Consider the following 19,895-nt stretch of genomic DNA (forward strand, 5'->3'; position numbering starts at 1 on the left):
TTATCTTAATTGTCCGTTACCTATTATTACATCTAATACAGACATTTTTGGTAATTTATCTCCAGACTTTAATTCTTGACCTTTAAATTTTAATCCACGCACTACAGTACCTATATCATCAACCTCCTCATATTGACCAACTTTAAAACCACTGTTGATAATAATTTGTTCAATTTCTTTTTTGGTTCTTCCATAAAACGGAGGAACTGGAGCACTTGCATAACCATCAGGGTTAATGGTAATATAAATTTTACGTTTTTCTTTTACAATTTCTCCTGCTTTTGGCAATTGTTCTAAAACAGCTTCTTTAGGAATGTTTGGATTGTAGCTACCTGTTTCTAACAACTCGTAGTCTAACATTCTGTCTTCTAGCACTACTTTTACTTCGTCAACTGTTAAGCCTATTAAACTAGGAACTTCTATTTTTTGTTCTTGATTGGTGTAAGTATGTAGGAACTTAATAACCGCCCAAACTAACAATACACTAATAATTATGGAAATAACAATGTTGATTATAAAAATTTTACTTTTTAAAAACTTGATAAAATTCATCTATAAAGGTTTTTGGCAAAGATATAAAACCTATATGTAGTGATTTGAATTAATATTTAATAATTTTACGACCCAAATTTGGATTTTCATGAAGCAAAATATTGCAGTTATAATGGGTGGTTACTCTAGTGAGTACAACATTTCTATGATTAGTGGTAATGTGGTTTACAATCATATTGATAAAACTAAATATCAACCTTATAGAGTAGTAATCACCAAAGAGAAATGGGTTGCTTTAAATGAAAAGGATCAGGAATTTAATATTGATAAAAATGATTTTTCTGCCATTATTGATGGAACAAAAGTAAATTTTGATTGTGTTTTTAATGTAATCCATGGAACTCCTGGTGAAGATGGAAAAATTTTAGGGTATTTTGATATGATTGACTTGCCTTACTCCTCTGCTCCTGCTTACCAAATGGCCTTAACTTTTAACAAACGTGATTGTTTAAGTGTATTGCGTAAACACGGAATTAATACTGCAAAATCACTTTATTTTAACCAAGGTGATGATATTAATATTGAAGAAATAGTAAATGAATTAGGATTACCTTGTTTTGTAAAACCAAACAACGCTGGTTCTAGTTATGGAATTTCTAAAGTAAATAAAACAGAAGATTTTAAGGCTGCTTTTGAAAAAGCTTTTAAAGAAGATCACGAAATATTAATTGAATCTTTTTTAGATGGAACCGAAGTTTCTATTGGAGTCATTACCTATAAAGAAAAAGTACTAGCACTACCTGCTACAGAAATAGTATCAGAAAATGACTTTTTTGATTACGAAGCCAAATACGAAGGAAAATCGCAAGAAATTACCCCTGCAAGAATCTCTGACATACAACTAAAAAACCTACATACAGAAGCTATTAAAGCCTACAAAGCTTTAAACATGTCTGGATTTTCTAGATCTGAATTTATTTTTATTGGTGACATTCCTTACTTTTTAGAGATGAATACTGTTCCAGGAATGACTACCGAAAGTTTATTACCACAACAAGCCAAAGCTGCTGGAATACCTTTACCAGACTTATTGACCAATGCTATTGAAATGGCCATAAAAAATAAGTAACTTTAAATATTATGAAAAAAGCTGTATTCCCTGGTTCTTTTGACCCTATTACTTTAGGTCATGTTGATGTTATTAAACGTGCACTACCCTTATTTGATGAATTAATCATAGCTATTGGTATTAACGACACTAAAAAATATAGATTTTCTTTAAAGGAGAGACTTTCGTTTATTGAAAAAACTTTTGAACATGTGCCAAACTTAAAGGTTGAAACTTATACAGGTTTAACCACAGAGTTTTGTAAAGAAGTAAATGCTGATTTTCTTTTAAGAGGGTTACGTAACCCTGCCGATTTTGAGTTTGAAAAAGCCATTGCCATTACCAACAGAAGATTAACAGGTATAGATACTGTTTTTCTGTTAACAAGTGCAGACACTTCTTTTATTAGTTCAAGTATTGTTAGAGATCTTTTAAAACACGGAGGAGACTTATCTCAATTTGCTCCAAAAGCAGTTATTGACGGAAGTAAATAGCAAAAAAAATCGCTTAATTTTTTAGATTAAGCGATGGTATATTTTTTCTTTCTTAGTTTCTTTTTCGGCGTTAGAATATTATCTATTCTTTTTACCGGCATAAAAACGTCTTTAACCTCATTGTAATCTACAGCGCTTTCTTCTGTAGAAGTTTCTGTTTTATCCTCAGAAGCTTTAGGAACTTCTTTTTCCAATCCATTTGCTTGTGTAGATACAGAAAAAATCAATACAGAAACAAATAGTAGTTTTTTTATAAGGATGTGCATATTGTAATTTATTTAGCACTGCAAATATAGGCTCAACACTGTTTTGTAAACATCAGCTTAATGTTATCTAATCGTTAACAAATTTTTTTATAAAAAAATAAAACCGTTTAGTTACAAACTTCGTATAAACAGTATTATACATCTTAATATTGATTTCATATGAAAGCTAAAATCAACAAAACCCATATTTTAACTCATTACATAAACTATGCTTTAAATGATGAGTTTACATCAAAATCTATACATTCCTTTGCCAAAAAATTTAAAATTTCTGAAAAAGAATTCTATAAGCACTACACTTCCTTTGATCAAATTTCTAGTGATGTTTATGTAAGTTTTTACGATGAAACCATCAAGCTAATAATGTCAGAAATTGACTACAATAAACTTGATGCTAAAAATGAATTACTAGCTTTTTATTATACTTTTTTTGAACTGTTATCACAAAACAGAAGCTTTGTAATTCAATCTTTAGGAACACCTCTTAGCAATTTAAAAAAGGCAAAAACATTAACTCCTTTAAAATCAAAATTTAAAGATTTTATAAAATCTTTACAAATTGAAACTCTTGATGTTAAACAAGAAAAAAACATTGAAGAATTAGCTTGGACTCAATTTTTATTTACCTTAAAATTTTGGTTAGAAGATGACTCCCCTAGTTTTGAAAAAACAGATTTATTTATAGAAAAAACAGTTAATACTAGTTTTGATTTATTAGGAATTACAACTGTAGAAAATATTATGGATATAGGTAAATTCTTTTTTAAAGAAAAAATTAAACCTCAGTTTTAAATTTACATCCTCTTAAATAATTATTGGAGTTTAAATTTTACACATAACTAATAAGCATTTTTAAATTAGAAAATCAAAAGATATTACACTGATTATTAAATTTTTGTTATCAAATAATAGTTAGTGAGTGTTTGGCTAGGTTTTAGCTATCAATAGAGAAATGTTAACATTAAAATATAAAGTTATGATACTACCATTTTTGGTTAAAATTCCAATTAAAAAATTACAAAGGCAACATCAAAAATTAATACAAGATGCATTGTTATTGTTTAATAAGAATAAAGCTATTTGTTCTAAAAAAATTAAAGAAGCAGAAAGAGTAGCTACTAGAATTCAACATTTAAAAAAGTATATTGTAAGTTCATAAAACTTAATTATTATGGCTTTTTATCAATTAAAAAAAGAACAATATATAGAGGCTAGTTTAGACGAGGTTTGGGATTTTATATCATCTCCTAAAAACTTAAAAAAAATCACCCCAAAGCACATGGGATTTGATATTACATCTGACAACAGCGATGATAAAATGTATGCAGGAATGATTATTTGCTACATTGTTAAACCTCTTTTAGGAATACCTACTAAATGGGTAACAGAAATAACCCAAGTGGTTCCAAAAAAGTATTTTGTTGATGAACAACGTATTGGTCCTTATAAAATTTGGCATCACCAACATATCTTAATAGAAAAAGATCAAGGCGTACTTATGAAAGATATTATTACCTATCAACCTCCTTTTGGTTTTTTAGGCGCTATGGCCAATTTTCTATTTATCAAAAAACAATTAAATCATATTTTTAAATATAGGTTTGATGTAGTGAACCAACAGTTTAAAAAATATTAAACATTAGCAGAACTCATTTTCATTTTTTAGCGTACTTTTGATTTGTGTTTGAAAAACTAAGAAATAGCGTATTTATTAAAATTATCTTTGGGATATTGGGGGTTCACTTACTCAATATTTGTGTTGATATTCCTAACACTACAACTCCCATAAATATAAATAAAGACTTGTCTTTTAACGACCAAGAAAGTATTGTTGAATTCTTTTTTGAAAAGGTACTAGGCTACGAAGACACTTTTGAAGAATACGATGACAATGATACCGAAGACAATAAAGAAAATACTGATTTTAATATAAAATTAGTAACAACTGACGGATCGTTATGTGCTATAAAGTATATATTACTTAAAACAGCTAAACAACAATTTCCTAAACATACTCCTCTAGTAATTAACAAGTCTAAACAACTAGAAACTCCTCCTCCTAGAGCCTGATTTATTTACCATTTCTTATTTAATTACCAACCGTAAAAAACCGTTTGGGAATTAATATTCATTAAATAAATCATCATGAAACAAAATAAAATAGTAGAACCAAGCTATTTACCATTACATGTACTGAAGTTAAACAAAGTTTTAACATTTTTTACAATCTAGATTAAGTATTAACATCAAAAAAATCGGTACAAATATTGCTACTTATAAAGCTGCCTATTTATTATTTTTGAACAAAAAGAAATTATGACATTATCGCCCTTAGTAAGATTTTGGAGATTAATAAATCAATATAAAAAACAAATACGATTAATATATTACTACGCTATTATTAGTGGAGTTGTAAACTTATCTTTACCATTAGGAATACAAGCAATTATAAATTATTTACAAACAGGAGAACTTACCACCTCTTGGATTGTTTTAGTTGTTTTTGTTTTAATTGGTATTGCAATAACTGGTAAAATCCAAATTAATCAACTTAGAATTGTTGAAGATATTCAGCAAGACATTTTTGCAAAATCAGCCTTTGAGTTTGCATATAGAATTCCTAAAATAAGTAGAGTTAACTTAGATAAAGTTCATGCCCCAGAATTGGTGAATAGATTCTTTGATATTTTAACCATCCAAAAAGGATTGCCTAAAATTTTAATAGATTTTTCTTTGGCAGCATTTCAAATTATTTTTGGATTGATTTTACTTACTTTTTATAGTTCTTATTTTATTGTTTTAGGAATTTCTCTATTCTTAATTATCTATTTAATATTTAAGTTTACAGGTCCTAAAGGATTAGAAACAAGTATTAAAGAAAGTAAATACAAATATAAACTAGCCCACTGGTTAGAAGAAATTGCGAGTAATACCAAAACTTTTAAAGTACTTAGAAAAGGAAATCTACATTTACAGAAAACAGATAATATTAACCTACAATATTTAGAAAACAGAGAAGCTCACTTTAATATATTAATTAAACAGTTTGTGCTTTTTATAGGTTTTAAAGTTTGGGTAGCTGCTGGATTGTTAGTTTTAGGAGGGATTTTGGTTTTTAATCAACAAATGAATATTGGACAATTTGTCGCTTCTGAGATCATCATTATTATGATTATCAACTCTGTTGAAAAAATTATTAGAATAGTAGAAACTATTTATGATGTTTTAACAGCTTTAGACAAAATTGGACATGTTACCGATTTAGAATTAGATAAAGACACTGGTAACGGTGAATTAAAAGATACTGCTAATGGAGTTACTATTGAATTGGTAGATATTTCTTTTAAATACCCTAATCAAGATCATTATGTATTTAATGGTTTATCTGCAAAAATTAAACCTAAAGCCAAAGTTTGGTTAAAAGGAAATACTGGTAAAGGTAAATCAACCTTATTAAACATTCTTGCTAGAATGCACAGTCCAGAAAAAGGATCTGTTTTAATTAACAACAGACCATCAGAATATTACTCTTTAGATTCTTTCCACGAACAAATAGGTTATATTGGACCAAACACAGGACTTTTTGAAGGAACTATTGAAGAAAATATTTTAATAGATAGAAAAGTTGAAAGCAAAGAGCTAGATCTTATTTTAGAAAAATTATTCCTAAAAGAACATATCTCTAAACTTAAAAACGGAATAAAAACTAAGGTAGATTCTAGAGGTAGACGTATGCCTAAAAGTACTACTCAAAAAATAGTATTGGCAAGATATTTAGTTAATAATCCTGCTATTTTATTACTAGAAGACCCTTTACAGTTTATTGATGAAGATGAGAAAAAAGCCATTATAGACTTTATTATGGACGAAAATAAACCTTGGACAGTTATTGTAGTTGCCGATTATTTATATTGGGCAAACAAAGCAAATCAAATAATAAAATTATAAGCTCATGTTAAATATATCAGAAAATAGCATCAGCAAATTTGTTAAGTTAAGTGAATATAAATCTCACAAATACTTAAAGAATAAAGACACTCAAAAAAAACGGTTTTACTACGGTATTGCCATTGTTATTATGTTACTTATTACCTTTTTTGTTCCATGGACACAGAACATTAAAGGAAAAGGTTATGTAACAACACTTTTGCCAGAACAAAGACCACAACCTATACAATCTATTATTTCTGGACGTTTAGAAAAATGGTATGTTAGAGAGGGTAACTACGTAAAAAAAGGAGATACTCTTATTTATATTACCGAGGTTAAAAATGATTATTTTGATCCTAATTTAATTTCTAGAACTCAAGAACAAGTTGATGCCAAAAGCGAAAGTATTACTTCTTATGATGATAAGGTGATTGCTTTAAAAGCGCAATTAACTTCTATTAGAGAAAGCAGGTTATTAAAACTAGAACAGGTTCGTAATAAAATTATTCAAACCAAAAACAAAATAGAAATTGACAGTATTGATTTAAATGCCTATAAAATTAAATACGATATTGCTGTAAATCAATATAAAAGAACAAAAGAATTACATAGCCAAGGATTAAAATCTTTGTCTGAGTTACAAGAAAAAGAGTTAAAACAACAAGAGGTTTACGCTGCTTATTTGTCACAACAAAACAAGTTAGAAAACCAAAAAAACATGTTGATTAACTTTAAGTTGGAGTTGTCATCAACAGAACAAGATTATCAACAAAAAATATCAAAAACCAATTCTGATATTCAAAGTGCCTTGTCTGCTAAATTAGAAGCACGTTCTAACACTTCTAAACTTCAAAATCAACTAAGTAATTACCAACAAAGACAAAACTTATATTACATTACCTCTCCTACCAACGGGTATATAACAAAAACCATTAAAAAAGGAACAGGTCAATTGGTAAAAGAAGGAACAGATATTTTAACCATTATGCCTGCTGATTATGATTTGGCTGTAGAAATTTATGTAAAACCTCAAGATTTACCTTTGCTACGTTTAGGAGATCACTCTAGATTACAATTTGATGGTTGGCCTGCTATGGTTATTAGCGGATGGCCAGAAAAATCTACAGGAATTTTCTCAGGTAAAATTTTTGCTATTGATCAACATATTAGTACCAACGGAAAATATCGTGTACTTATTGCTCCTGATGAAGCCGATAAACAATGGCCAGAAAATTTAAGAGTAGGAACAGGAACCTATACTTTTGTATTGTTAAAAGATGTGCCTATTTGGTATGAATTATGGCGAAACTTAAATGGTTTCCCTCCTGACTTTTACCGAGCAAATGAAGATCATAATAGCGGAGAATCTGATGTAAAAACCAAAGCTCCTATAAAATCTGTTAAATAATGAACAAAGCAATTTATATAATACTTCTGCTTTGTGGATTAAAAAACTATGCACAAGTAGATTCTTTAAATATTTTAAGCTACAAAGAGTTTATTTTTAATGTTATTAGTGAGCATCCTATTGCAAAAAGTGCTCATTTAAAAGAAAAAGTTGCCAATGCAAAACTACTAGAGGCTAAAGGAGGATTAGACCCCTATTTAACCTCTAGCATAGATCAAAAAGATTTTGATGGAAAAGAGTATTACAACATTTTTAAAAATAAAATTAAAATTCCCACTTCTTTAGGAGTTTCTCTTACAGGTGGGTTTGACAATAATTCTGGTTATAATTTAAATCCCGAAAACACCACTACTAATCAAGGTTTGTGGAGTGCAGGTATAGAGGTAGATGTTTTACAAGGTTTGTTAACCAACCCAAGAAGAACAGCCCTAAAACAAGCAGAAGTTTACCAAACCATTGCAAAAAATCAACAATTACAATTGTTAAATGAATTGGTTTACGAAGCCTCAAAAGCTTATGCAGAATGGCAACAATACAGTTCTATTTATAGTATTTTACAAGACAACTTAAAGCTTAGTGAGCGATATTTAAAAAATGTGAAAAGTTCTTTAGCTAGTGGAGAAAAAACAGCGGTAGATACTTTAGAAGCTACTGTGTATTTACAAAACAACTTAATAGATTTAGTAAAATACAAACAGCTTTTAGCCGAAAAGAGATTGAAAGTAGAAAACCACTTGTGGTTAGAAAATATTCCTATTGGTTTACAATCTAATATTGAACCGGAAAGTAATATTATTCCTCATAAATCTGATGAAATTCCATTAGATGATAATTTAGATAGTATTCCTATTATTGCCGAAAAAACAGCAAAAAAACAATCGCTAATTTTAAAGCAAAAATTAAATAGAGAAAAACTAAAACCTAAATTAAAAGTAAAATACAATCAACTTTTAGGAACCAATGTAAACAACATCAACCCTAATTTTGATATAGATAATTATAAATGGGGAGCTAGTTTAACCTTTCCTATCTTTTTTAGATCTGAAAGAGGAAAGTACAGAGAGAGTAAATATGCTGTAGATGAAATAAACTACGAAATAGCTTACAAAAAGACTGAAATTCATAACAAAATTGTTGCAAACAAAAAGAACCAGCACGCTTTGATAGATCAAATAGAATTGTTAGAAAAAAACATTTCAGGATATCAAAGATTATTACAAGCCGAAACTCAAAAGTTTAATTACGGGGAAAGTTCTTTATTCTTAATTAACAAAAGGCAGGAAAAACTAATAGAATCTGAGTTAAAACTATTAAGTAGTCAAAACAAATTAATCATAAACTATCTTGATTATTTATTGCTAACAAACAGAATAATTCCTGAAAATTAATTTTTTTAACCTTACGTTAACAACCATTTTTAATGGATAAAAAAGAAATTAAAAATATTTGTCCATCAAGCAAACAAGAATGGAGATTATGGTTAGAAAAAAATCATAAAACAGAGGATGCCATTTGGCTTGTGATGTATAAAAAAAACACTAACACTCCTTCTGTTACGTGGAGTGAAGCTGTTGACGAAGCACTTTGTTTTGGTTGGATTGATAGCACCAAGAAAACGATAGATTCAGAAAAATACCAACAGTACTTTTGCAAAAGAAAACCAAAAAGTAATTGGTCTAAAGTTAACAAGGATAAAATTGAATTCTTAACCAAACAAGGATTGATGAAACCCGCCGGGATAGAAAGTGTTAAAACGGCAAAACAAAATGGTTCGTGGACTATTTTAGACGATGTAGAAGCACTTATTATCCCTAAAGATTTAGAACTAGCTTTTCAACAACATCAAAAAGCTAAAGATTTCTTTTTAAGCTTAAGTAAATCTCATCGAAAATTACTTTTGTACAAAATTGTATCTGCTAAAAGGGCGGAAACAAGACAAAAACGCATAGATGATATTGCTATTCAAATGAAAAATCATCAAAAGCCATCTTAAAATTTATCACGCTAAAAAGACTTTTATTACCAATCATTAAAAATTAGAAAACTCTAGTTTTTTTATGCCAATAAAAAAGTAAATTTGCCGAATGCCAAAAAGAGAACGAAATAAATTTGTAAAAAGAGGTGAAATCATTTCTATTACAATAGAAGGCTATGCCTTTGGAGGAAAAGGAATAGGTAGAATAAGAAACGAAGAAGGTGAGTTTGTGGTTTTTGTACCCAACACTTTACCTGGTCAAACAGTTAGATGTCAGATAAAAAAAACAAGCAAACGTTATGCAGAAGCAAAATTGTTTGAAGTTTTATCATCATCAGACCAAGAAGTAGACGTTCCTTTTCAAGCCATTCCTGGAGCTCCATACATCAAACTACCTATTGATATTCAACACGAGTACAAAAAAACAAGCACATTAGAATTGTTTAAACGTATTGGTAAAGTTGAAAATATAGAAGATTTATTTGATGAATTTATTAGCTCTCCAGAAGTATTTCATTATCGTAACAAAATGGAATATGGTTTCTCTGCCATTCGTTATGATTTTGAGCAAAAAACTGATGTAGATGATTTTGCTTTAGGATTTAAAAAACGTGGTACTTGGTGGTGTGCAGAAAATCTTGATAAAGATTCTGGTTTGTTTGATGAGCAAGTAGAAAACAATCTAAAAAACATCAGACAATTTTGTATAGAATCTGGTTTAGAGCCTTGGCATGCACCACAAAAAAAGGGGTTCTTCCGTTATTTTGTGATTCGTAAAAGTTATAAAACCAATCAAATTCTATGTAATTTGGTAACAACTTCTCCTCAAGTATCTCATTTTGATATGGATGGGTTTGTTGCTTTATTAAAAGAATTATTTGGAGAAAGATTAGCCGGATTAATCCACACTACCAACGACGAAATTGGAGATAGAACTTTAGCTGTTACTGGTAACGAACGTTTGGTGTTTGGTGAAGATAGAATTGTAGAAAATTTACTTGGGTTAAATTTTGAAATTTCTATGAAGAGTTTCTTTCAAACCAACCCTAAATCTGCCGAAAAACTTTATAGCAAAGTCATTGATTATGCTTTAGAAAAAGCAGAAACAGTCAACGGAAAAATAGTAATGGACTTGTTCTGTGGAACAGGAACCATTGGTCAAATATTAGCTTCTAAAACTACCGATACTAAAATTATTGGAGTAGATATTGTTGCCGATGCCATTAAAGATGCTAAAAAGAATGCAGAACGTAACGGAATTAAAGGTGTAGATTTTTACGCTGCCGATGTTGGTAAATTTTTAGTTGAATATCCACAATACAAAGGAAAAATAGAAACTATTGTTTTAGACCCTCCACGTGCAGGAATTGCTCCTAAAACATTAGACAAAGTAATAAAAATTGGAGCTAGCAGAATGGTTTACGTTTCTTGTAACCCAGCTACCCAAGCAAGAGATACCGAAATTTTAAGACAAGTTGGTTACAAAATATCAAAAATGAGTTTGGTAGATCAGTTTCCACATACTGCACATATAGAAAGCATTATACTTTTTGAAAAATAAAAGTATGATTAAGAACCTCCCAGTTCTTGAGCCTCTTTACTTTGTAAAGGGGCTTTTTTTATACTCAAAAAATTAAATATTAGTAAAAACTAACCTCTACTCCAATAAACAGACTTTCTCTAGTATTAAAAGGCCCTAGTATAGAATCTGATTTACCATAAAGTTTTATCATATCACTTCTTTCAGAAGCTTGTGCTAATAAATTCAACTTAAATGTTTTGTTAATTCTGTACGAAAACTCAGCATCATATCCAAAACTACCTACTACAAAATCATATCTACTAATAGCTCCGTAACCTAATGAGGTAGTAAAAGATAAGTTTTTTAAATCCATACGAGGAACAAACCAAAATGAAGGAATTACAATTTTATTAAAAGAATATCCTATGTTTCCAGAATATCTTTTAAAACCTCCTTTTAATGGTGCATGTTCAAATTCTACATAATATATCCATCTCCCGTATTTTTGCTGTGTATGATGATATGTAAACTCTCCTAACAAATCAAAAGTTCCTGCAGGGTGCCCATGATGATCACCTCTTAGTGCTAAACCTGCATCTGTAAGTAATGCTATAGAAAATCTCTCCTGGGCAAAAGAAAATGGAGTTATTAAAAAAAGTAGAAATGCTAAATGTTTTTTCATCAGTAGTTTTAGGGCAAATATATTTAATTTATATTATCACGCTAATAAAGATTGAATAAAACTATTTGCTATCTGTAATCAAAATAAAACCTTATAAACTACTCATTTTTAATTGTTTTATTTTCTACTATTTATTTCATCTTTTGTTGTAATTAAAAAATAATTTACCCCTTAAAATTTCATCAAAAGATTAAACTACATCAACTATCTTAGTTAAAAATATGATGACTATGATTTTGCTTTCTGCCTTTAACCCAAACATATTACTTTTTGTACTAATTGGTTTAGTAGTAATTTTTCTTGGTGCATTGCTAAGACATTATAAACAACCTTATGTAGTAGCTTATATACTAGCTGGAGTACTACTTGGAAAACATGGTTTTAAAATTATTACCAATACTGAACTGATAGATGGTTTAGGAGAGTTTGGATTGATCTTAATTCTATTTTTTATTGGAATGGAAATTAACCTGCCAAACTTTATAAAAAAGTGGAAAGTTGCTGTTTTTGGAACCATACTACAAATACTAGCAAGTATTTTAATAGTTACGTTAATCGGATATTTTTTTAATTGGCAATTTAACCGAATTATAATTTTAGGTTTTGTAATTAGTCTAAGTAGCTCGGCAGTTATTATTAAATTATTACAAGATAATAACGAGAGTAGCTCCGAATTGGGAGAAAATATTATTAGTATTTTATTAATGCAAGATATTTTAATTGTTCCTATGCTAATTGCTACGAACTACTTAGGAGGTAGTAAACCCGAAACTTCTGAAATTATATTACAAGCTGTTGGTGGAATTTTATTAATTATTGGAATTGTATGGATTTTAAAAGAACAAGAAATCACTATTCCTTTTAGCAAGTCCTTTGAAAAAGATCATGAATTACAAGTATTTTTTGCTTTTAGCCTTTGCTTTGGGTGTGCAGTAATGACTTCCCTTTTTGGACTATCTGCTGCCTTAGGAGCTTTTGTTGCGGGTATGGTTGTTAATTCTGCCAAATCCACCCAATGGTTTCACGACAGTTTAAACTCTTTTAGAATTATATTTGTTGCCTTATTCTTTGTTTCTATTGGAATGCTAATTGATGCCAAATTTTTTTTAATCCACTGGAAAATTATCTGCATATTAATCTTTACCATCTACTTATCTAATACTTTTATCAACGCTTTTATTTTACAATATTTTGAAAAAAATTGGAAGAGAAGTATTTATGGAGGCGCAATGTTAGCACAAATAGGAGAACTTAGTTTTGTACTCATTTCAACAGCATATTTTGCCAATGTAATTACAGAGTTCACCTATCAATTAACCATTATTATAACTGCGCTAACCCTATTAATGAGTCCATTTTGGATTGTTCTCACTAAAAAAGTATTAAAGTTAAAATAACAAATTCATGAAAAACTTAGTTATTCTTACAGGAGCTGGAATTAGTGCCGAAAGTGGTATAAAAACTTTTAGAGATAGCAATGGCTTATGGGAAAACCACGATGTTATGGAAGTTGCCTCAATTCATGGTTGGTATCAAAATCCTGAATTGGTTTTAAATTTTTACAATCAACGAAGAGCACAGGCAGAAACCGTATTTCCTAATCATGCTCATTCATACTTAGCCAGTTTACAAAACAAATATAACGTTGAAATTATCACTCAAAATGTAGATGATTTACACGAACGTGCTGGCAGCAAACAAGTAACACATTTGCATGGAAAATTATCAGAAGCCAAAAGTGAAATCGATCCTAACTATATTATTGATATTACTAGAAAAGAAATCAAATTAGGAGATGTTTGCCCAAAAGGACATCAGCTAAGACCCAATATAGTTTGGTTTGGCGAAGAAGTTCCTATGCTTGATAAGGCCGCTAAAATATGTGAGACAGCCGATATATTTATCATTATCGGAACCAGTTTACAAGTATATCCTGCCGCAGGATTAATTCACAGTGTTCCAAACCATTGCCCTGTATATATTATTGATCCTAAAGTTGATGAAATTAATGTGCCAAATCATTTTACTTGTATAAAAGCTACAGCTGTAGAAGGAGTTCAAAAATTAAAAATGTTTTTACAAAACAATCACTCATAAAAAAAGCGAATCCTAAATTTAGGATTCGCTCTTATCAACACTATAAACAAACATTACTTTTTCTTAAAGCAATACAAAGTTTCTTTAACTGTAAACAAACAGAAATAGTAAATTCCTATAGAGAAAATAACATCTCCTACTATTCTCATCCATTTTAATACTTGCAATGTTGGAGAATATAATAATTCTGCATCTCTAGCAAAACTATACCCTTTGGTAATTGAGGTATATGCCTGAATTATTCCTATTGGCAACAAGCTTAAAACCACCATGGCTACCAAACCAATATTTAAATACCAAAATGATTTTTTTAGATAGCTATGATTCCATGCTCTATCAGAATAAAAACGTAAACAAATAATAATGAATCCCATACCCAACAAGCCATACACACCAAACAATGCTGTATGAGCATGAACAGCTGTGGTATTTAATCCTTGAATATAATACAAAGCAATTGGAGGGTTAATTAAGAAACCAAATACTCCTGCTCCTACCAAGTTCCAAAACGAAACTCCCATAAAGAAGAATATTGGCCATTTATATTTTTGAATCCAAGGATTGATTTTTAATAGGTTCCAATTTTCTCTAATCTCAAATCCCATTAAAGTTAATGGTACTACTTCTAAAGCACTAAAAGTAGCTCCCAATGCAATTGCCTGTACAGGAGTTCCAGAAAAATATAAATGATGTAAAGTTCCTACAATTCCTCCAGCCAAAAATATGGTTGCTGATGCTATAGAAGCTTTTCCGGCTGTTTTAACAGAAATTATTTTCATTCTAGAAAAAATAAATGCAATTACTACTGTTGCAAAAACTTCAAAGAATCCTTCTACCCATAGGTGAACCAACCACCATCTCCAATAATTAATTACAGGTAAACTACTATTTTCTCCATAAACCAATCCAGAGAAAAAGAACATTCCAATAGCCATTACAGAAATCAATAAGATGATTAATAAATGCTTAGAATCATCATTTCTCTTAATAGCATAAACAATATGTCTTCCTACCATTACTACCCAAAGAATCAATCCTATTCCTAAGAATATTTGCCAAAATCTACCCAAATCCATGTATTCATATCCTTGGTGACCAAAAAAGAAATTTGTGGTTAAATCTAAAAATTGATGTACACCTAGCCACTCCCCTAGCATAGAACCTAATACAATAATCAATAAAGCAACAAACAAAAAGTTAATTCCAAAAACCTGATACTTCATTTCCTTTCCACTAATCATAGGAGCCAAAAACAATCCTGTGGCTAACCATGTTGCAGCAATCCAAAAAACAGCCAATTGAGTATGCCATGTTCTTGTAATTGAATAGGGTAAAAAACTAGACAAATCAAATCCAAAAAAAGACTGTCCTTCTACTGTATAATGCACTGTAACAGCTCCTAAAACTACTTGCAGAGCTATTAATAACGATACAATTAAAAAGTATTTTAATACTGCTTTTTGCGATCTGGTAAAAGATAATTTAACCAGGGGATCTAAATTTTGATTCTCTACAGCTTCTCCTTTTTCGTGATTAGATAAGTAGTAATAAGTTAAAATTCCAATAAACAGCAACAATAATATAATTGAAAAACCTGACCAAACTTGAGAATCTACAGTAATCGTATTATCAATCAATGGTTCGTGTGGCCAGTTAGAAGTATAGGTGTAATCTTTATCGGGTCTATTGGTACTTGCTGCCCAGGATGTCCAAAACAAAAAAGAATTTAGTTGAGCTAATTTTACCTCATCTTTTAATACTCCTTTGGGAATAGCATATTTTTCAAATCCATTAGAAAATACATCAGCATAGTGTTTAGAATTGTTTTGAATGGCTAAATAACGAACCTCTGAAATTTGAATACTCTTGTTATTTTCATCAAAAGTATTTGTTTTAACATCTTTAATCAATCTTGCTTTTATGGCAGCTTGTTGTTCAACATTCAAAGCATCATACTTAAGATTAAAGTCCTTTTGAGCCCAATAATTTAGCATAAAAACGGCTTCTTTATGAATCCAATCTGCAGACCAATCTGGAGCTACATAACTACCATGCCCCCAAATAGATCCTACTTCCATTCCACCAATAGACTCCCAAACATTTTGACCAGTTTGTATATCTTCTTTACTAAAAACAACTTGCCCTGTTTCCTTAACCACTACTGTATTTGGTATAGGAGGTTGTTTTTGGTACACTTCTGTACCCACCCAAATTAATGCAACAAACGAGAGTATTACTACGCTACTAAATGCAATCCATACTTTTTTCATTTCTTTTAATACTTATTTAGTTATAATCTTTAAAATTTTTTATAGATGTTTTTTACGTAAAAACTTTTGCTAAGGTATAGAAAGATTTTTAAAACGGATAAAATTATCCGATTAATTTTAGCGCTATATTTTTTGATCTAAAAATGAATAAAAATCAAGTATAAAACCTAGAACCTTATTAGTAACTTTGTTTACATGGTAACACTAGAAAAATTAAAACATCGATACGAAGGTTTAAGACTACAGCCCAATTTATGGATAAGCGATACTTTTTTTTATTATCCACAAATTGAAGTTCCTTTTCTAGAAAATATAGACTTTTCTACTATTGACACCAGTAAACATCAACGATTAGGAAAACTAGTAGAAGTTTTTTATCAAAAGAATTTAGAAATTCTTAAGGATTATCAATCGATAGAAAATAACATCCAGATTCAAATAGACAAGCACCAAACATTAGGAGAATTAGATTTTGTTTGTAATACACCAAACGGGATTCATCACATTGAATTAACCTATAAATTTTACTTGTACAAAACAGACATTCCTTATGAAATTGAGAGATGGGTTGGCCCAAATTTAAAAGATTCTTTGGTTAAAAAACTACAAAAATTAAAGGAGAAACAGTTTCCTATGCTCCATCATCCTATTGCTAAAGAACTGTTTAAAAACAAAGGTTTGGAGGTGGATAAAATAAAACAATCTGTACATTTTAAAGCGCAATTGTACATCCCTTTAAGTTTGATGAACCATACTTTTCCACACATTAATAATGATTGTATTAAAGGATATTACATCAGTTACAAAGAAATAGATTTTTTGTTTCCAATGGCTTTGTATCATGTTCCTATTAAACAAGATTGGTTAATAGCCCCTAAACACAATAATAATTGGCAGTCTTTTACAGAGCTAAAACCCATTATTTTAGAACAAATTGCTGTACAACACAGTCCGTTGGTTTGGATGAAACGAGGAGAAATTTACGAACGTTTTTTTATTACTTTTTGGTAAACGAATAGATTTATAACACAGCGAAAACTGACCTGTTTTATGCCTATCTTTGGTATAGATTAAAAATCATTATGCATCCAAAAAACCCTTTTCAAAGAGCTTATCATTTTAACGAATTAATCAATATTCACCCAGATTTAAAACCACATGTATTCATTAATGAATACGAAACTCAAACCATTAAATTTGGCAATAAAAAAGCAGTTAAGGAACTAAACAAGGCTTTGCTAAAGCAACACTACCAATTAAAGTATTGGGACATTCCAGAGAACAATCTTTGTCCTCCAATTCCAGGTAGATTAGATTATTTATTACATGTAAATGATCTACTAAACAATAAAGAAGACGTCCATATATTAGACATAGGAACGGGAGCCAATTTAATTTATCCTATTTTAGGTAATTGTCATTTTAACTGGAAATGTACTGCTAGCGAGGTAGATAAAATCTCACTAAAAAATGCTCAAAAAATTATTGATGAAAATAAATTGAGGAATCTTGAATTAAGACATCAACAATTTAAAAACTCCATATTAGAAAATATTATTCAACCCAACGACTATTTTGATGTAGTGGTTTGTAATCCTCCTTTTTTTAAAAATGCTTGTGATGCAGCAAAAAAGAATGAACGCAAATTAAAAAACTTACGGCTTAAAGAAGATTCCAAACTAAATTTTGGAGGGGTTTCTAACGAGCTTTGGTATAAAGGAGGCGAAGAAGCTTTTATAAAAAAAATGGCTACAGAAAGTGTATTTTTTAAAAATCAAGTTGCTTGGTTTACTTCTTTGGTATCTCAAAAAGAAAACTTAAAAAACATCAAAAGAGCCATTAATAAAACAAATCCTACAGAAGTAAAAATTGTAGACATGGAACAAGGGAGCAAAAAAAGTAGATTTATCGCCTGGAGATTTTAACAAAAACACACCAAAAACACCTATAAACTAAACATAATTCAACAAAAACAACAATCGATTGTATATTTGATAATTAATCATATATTTGAGCGAACTATTATTAATAAACTCAAAAAATTATGATTCCAAAAAAAACTATAGTCTTTCTTGTTTCACTCTTCTTTATTGTAGTGTCTCAGTCTTTATCTTCACAAACCTTGTTAACTCATCATTTTAATGATGGAGATTTTGGTGGATTTGAAATTCCCAAAGTGGATCAAGAGTCTAGAGTAAAAATTGTTAATAAACGTGTAGAAACTCATTGGCAAGAAGATTTGTACAACAACACCAACTCTGGTAGAAAAGCTCAAATTAGACCAGACAATAATGCCTATCATTTTACTCAAGAATTTTGGACAGGATATTGGTTAAAAATCCATAACGATTATATGGCTACTAATACCAATACACAGGCATGTCTTATGCAAATTTGGGGACATAATGATGCTACTAGCTCTGCCAATTGGTATGCTATGTTAAAATTTGATGGTAGAAATGGAGGTGCACTAACTTGGCAACATAGATATAATAGTGTTGCTACTACCAAACAAGCTTTAGTATATCCAAACTTTCCTAAAGATACATTTGTAAAAGTAGTTATTAGAGTAAAACTTGGTGCCTTAGGTAGTGGTATCGTTCAAATATGGATAGATGATGAATTAAGATTAAGCCTGTATGACCAAACAATAGGATGGGGTGATATGAACGCTAATGGTATGTATAATCAGACGTATTCTTCTATTTCCTATGGTCAATACAACATAACACCAGATCCTGCATATGCAGATACTTATGATGAAGATAATCATTATTTTGATGGGTATGAGGATGGAGAAACTAGAACGGTTACTTACGACAAAGTTTCTTTATGGGACGGTAGTAATGGATATAGTATTGTTCACCCACAAGGAAGCTCTGCTCCAAATGATAATTTCCATATCATTAAAAGAAACGCTACTAGTTATGGTTTAAACGGAGGGAGTGGAGCTTCCGATGGACAAAACATTAGCTTACACAGTAGTATTACACACACCAATCTTACATGGACAGAAATAAACAGAGGTAATGGGTATTACAGTTTTCAAAAATTAAACACCAATTATTGTATAGATGGTGGAGATGGTGGAACTAATAACCAGAATGTTGATTTAAGAGAAAATGATGAAATGGACTATAATCAACAATGGAAAAAAGTAGATGTTGGTAATGGCTTCTATCGTTTAGAAAAACGTAGTGCTCCTGGTTTCTCAATAAATGGCGGATCTGGTGGAGCTGATGGAAACAATGTAAACATTTATGCAAATGCTAGCAGTCAAAACATGCATTGGAGGTTTGATGCAAGCTCAAATAGTTCTTTAAAAACAAGTAAAACAAATATTGAAATAAAGACTAACAATTCAACAGCTATCTCTCCAAATCCAGTATCTGATATACTAAATATAACTGTTCCATATTCAACTTATCACCAATACACACTATATAGCATAGATCATAAAATTGTCAAAACTGGTAAAGTAGACAACAACACTAATCATTTCACTATTGATGTGAGTAATCTTACAAATGGTGTTTATATTTTATCTCTAAATGGTAGTAAAAACAAAACAATTAAGGTTATTAAAAATTAACTAACATAACCGAAGCATAATGAAAAAGGGTTGAAATTAATTTCAACCCTTTTTTATGA

20 protein-coding genes are annotated in these 19,895 nt (G+C 30.0%); 16 read left to right on the plus strand and 4 right to left on the minus strand.

Annotated elements, in window-relative coordinates:
• Nucleotides 1-552 (minus strand): PASTA domain-containing protein, encoded by a 552-nt coding sequence (locus AXE80_RS09185; RefSeq protein WP_068826559.1) that lies wholly within the window; start codon nt 550-552, stop codon nt 1-3.
• A gap of 88 nt (nt 553-640) precedes the next feature.
• Here AXE80_RS09185 and AXE80_RS09190 point away from each other — a divergent pair, with 88 nt between their 5' ends.
• Both AXE80_RS09190 and coaD read left to right on the plus strand, forming a co-directional pair.
• Complete coding sequence (locus AXE80_RS09190) at nt 641-1,621, plus strand: D-alanine--D-alanine ligase (RefSeq protein ID WP_068826561.1); 981 nt, start codon at nt 641-643, stop codon at nt 1,619-1,621.
• 11 nt (nt 1,622-1,632) lie between these two features.
• Nucleotides 1,633-2,094 (plus strand): pantetheine-phosphate adenylyltransferase, encoded by a 462-nt coding sequence (gene coaD / locus AXE80_RS09195; protein ID WP_068826563.1) that lies wholly within the window; start codon nt 1,633-1,635, stop codon nt 2,092-2,094.
• Between the two features lie 26 nt (nt 2,095-2,120).
• Here the strand turns inward: coaD and AXE80_RS09200 are convergent, their stop codons facing one another.
• The gene (locus tag AXE80_RS09200) at nt 2,121-2,360 is read right to left on the minus strand and encodes a hypothetical protein (RefSeq protein WP_068826565.1); all 240 of its coding nucleotides are present in this window, start codon (nt 2,358-2,360) and stop codon (nt 2,121-2,123) included.
• Nucleotides 2,361-2,519: 159 nt separating this feature from the next.
• Here AXE80_RS09200 and AXE80_RS09205 point away from each other — a divergent pair, with 159 nt between their 5' ends.
• The 9 genes from AXE80_RS09205 (at nt 2,520) to rlmD (ending at nt 11,234) form a co-directional block, all read left to right on the plus strand.
• Nucleotides 2,520-3,152: a TetR family transcriptional regulator C-terminal domain-containing protein gene (locus AXE80_RS09205; RefSeq protein ID WP_068826567.1), complete on the plus strand. Its 633-nt coding sequence runs from the start codon at nt 2,520-2,522 to the stop codon at nt 3,150-3,152.
• 184 nt (nt 3,153-3,336) lie between these two features.
• On the plus strand, nt 3,337-3,519 hold the full coding sequence (locus AXE80_RS09210) for a hypothetical protein (RefSeq protein ID WP_157359383.1): 183 nt from the start codon (nt 3,337-3,339) through the stop codon (nt 3,517-3,519).
• A 12-nt stretch (nt 3,520-3,531) separates the two neighbouring features.
• The gene (locus tag AXE80_RS09215) at nt 3,532-3,996 is read left to right on the plus strand and encodes an SRPBCC family protein (RefSeq protein WP_068826571.1); all 465 of its coding nucleotides are present in this window, start codon (nt 3,532-3,534) and stop codon (nt 3,994-3,996) included.
• A gap of 95 nt (nt 3,997-4,091) precedes the next feature.
• On the plus strand, nt 4,092-4,430 hold the full coding sequence (locus tag AXE80_RS09220; RefSeq protein ID WP_068828817.1) for a hypothetical protein: 339 nt from the start codon (nt 4,092-4,094) through the stop codon (nt 4,428-4,430).
• A gap of 246 nt (nt 4,431-4,676) precedes the next feature.
• Nucleotides 4,677-6,308, plus strand: a complete 1,632-nt coding sequence (locus AXE80_RS09225) for a peptidase domain-containing ABC transporter (RefSeq protein WP_068826573.1) — start codon at nt 4,677-4,679, stop codon at nt 6,306-6,308.
• Between the two features lie 4 nt (nt 6,309-6,312).
• Entirely contained in the window at nt 6,313-7,698 is a 1,386-nt protein-coding gene (locus AXE80_RS09230; RefSeq protein ID WP_068826575.1) for an HlyD family secretion protein, read from the plus strand.
• Nucleotides 7,698-9,086 (plus strand): TolC family protein, encoded by a 1,389-nt coding sequence (locus tag AXE80_RS09235; protein WP_068826577.1) that lies wholly within the window; start codon nt 7,698-7,700, stop codon nt 9,084-9,086. The genes AXE80_RS09230 and AXE80_RS09235 overlap by 1 nt, the downstream gene beginning before the upstream one ends.
• A gap of 32 nt (nt 9,087-9,118) precedes the next feature.
• Nucleotides 9,119-9,691 carry a YdeI/OmpD-associated family protein gene (locus AXE80_RS09240; protein ID WP_068826579.1) on the plus strand — a complete coding sequence of 191 codons (573 nt, stop codon included), beginning with the start codon at nt 9,119-9,121 and terminating at the stop codon, nt 9,689-9,691.
• Between the two features lie 91 nt (nt 9,692-9,782).
• Entirely contained in the window at nt 9,783-11,234 is a 1,452-nt protein-coding gene (rlmD, locus tag AXE80_RS09245; RefSeq protein ID WP_068826581.1) for a 23S rRNA (uracil(1939)-C(5))-methyltransferase RlmD, read from the plus strand.
• A gap of 79 nt (nt 11,235-11,313) precedes the next feature.
• On the opposite strand, the gene AXE80_RS09250 is transcribed toward rlmD, so the two are convergent.
• Nucleotides 11,314-11,877 carry a hypothetical protein gene (locus AXE80_RS09250; RefSeq protein ID WP_068826582.1) on the minus strand — a complete coding sequence of 188 codons (564 nt, stop codon included), beginning with the start codon at nt 11,875-11,877 and terminating at the stop codon, nt 11,314-11,316.
• A gap of 221 nt (nt 11,878-12,098) precedes the next feature.
• Here AXE80_RS09250 and AXE80_RS09255 point away from each other — a divergent pair, with 221 nt between their 5' ends.
• Nucleotides 12,099-13,274, plus strand: a complete 1,176-nt coding sequence (locus AXE80_RS09255; protein WP_068826584.1) for a cation:proton antiporter — start codon at nt 12,099-12,101, stop codon at nt 13,272-13,274.
• 7 nt (nt 13,275-13,281) lie between these two features.
• The gene (locus AXE80_RS09260; protein WP_068826586.1) at nt 13,282-13,974 is read left to right on the plus strand and encodes a Sir2 family NAD-dependent protein deacetylase; all 693 of its coding nucleotides are present in this window, start codon (nt 13,282-13,284) and stop codon (nt 13,972-13,974) included.
• A gap of 53 nt (nt 13,975-14,027) precedes the next feature.
• On the opposite strand, the gene AXE80_RS09265 is transcribed toward AXE80_RS09260, so the two are convergent.
• A complete protein-coding gene (locus AXE80_RS09265; protein ID WP_068826588.1) occupies nt 14,028-16,244 on the minus strand; it encodes a nitric-oxide reductase large subunit in 2,217 nt (738 codons plus the stop codon).
• Nucleotides 16,245-16,439: 195 nt separating this feature from the next.
• On the opposite strand from AXE80_RS09265, the gene AXE80_RS09270 reads away from it, so the two are divergent.
• The 3 genes from AXE80_RS09270 (at nt 16,440) to AXE80_RS09280 (ending at nt 19,836) form a co-directional block, all read left to right on the plus strand.
• Complete coding sequence (locus AXE80_RS09270; RefSeq protein ID WP_068826590.1) at nt 16,440-17,255, plus strand: DUF1853 family protein; 816 nt, start codon at nt 16,440-16,442, stop codon at nt 17,253-17,255.
• A 71-nt stretch (nt 17,256-17,326) separates the two neighbouring features.
• A complete protein-coding gene (rlmF, locus tag AXE80_RS09275) occupies nt 17,327-18,169 on the plus strand; it encodes a 23S rRNA (adenine(1618)-N(6))-methyltransferase RlmF (RefSeq protein WP_068826592.1) in 843 nt (280 codons plus the stop codon).
• 119 nt (nt 18,170-18,288) lie between these two features.
• Nucleotides 18,289-19,836 carry a T9SS type A sorting domain-containing protein gene (locus tag AXE80_RS09280; protein WP_068826594.1) on the plus strand — a complete coding sequence of 516 codons (1,548 nt, stop codon included), beginning with the start codon at nt 18,289-18,291 and terminating at the stop codon, nt 19,834-19,836.
• Nucleotides 19,837-19,895: the final 59 nt, after the last annotated feature.

Source organism: Wenyingzhuangia fucanilytica (assembly GCF_001697185.1).
In the GTDB taxonomy this organism is placed as follows: domain Bacteria; phylum Bacteroidota; class Bacteroidia; order Flavobacteriales; family Flavobacteriaceae; genus Wenyingzhuangia; species Wenyingzhuangia fucanilytica.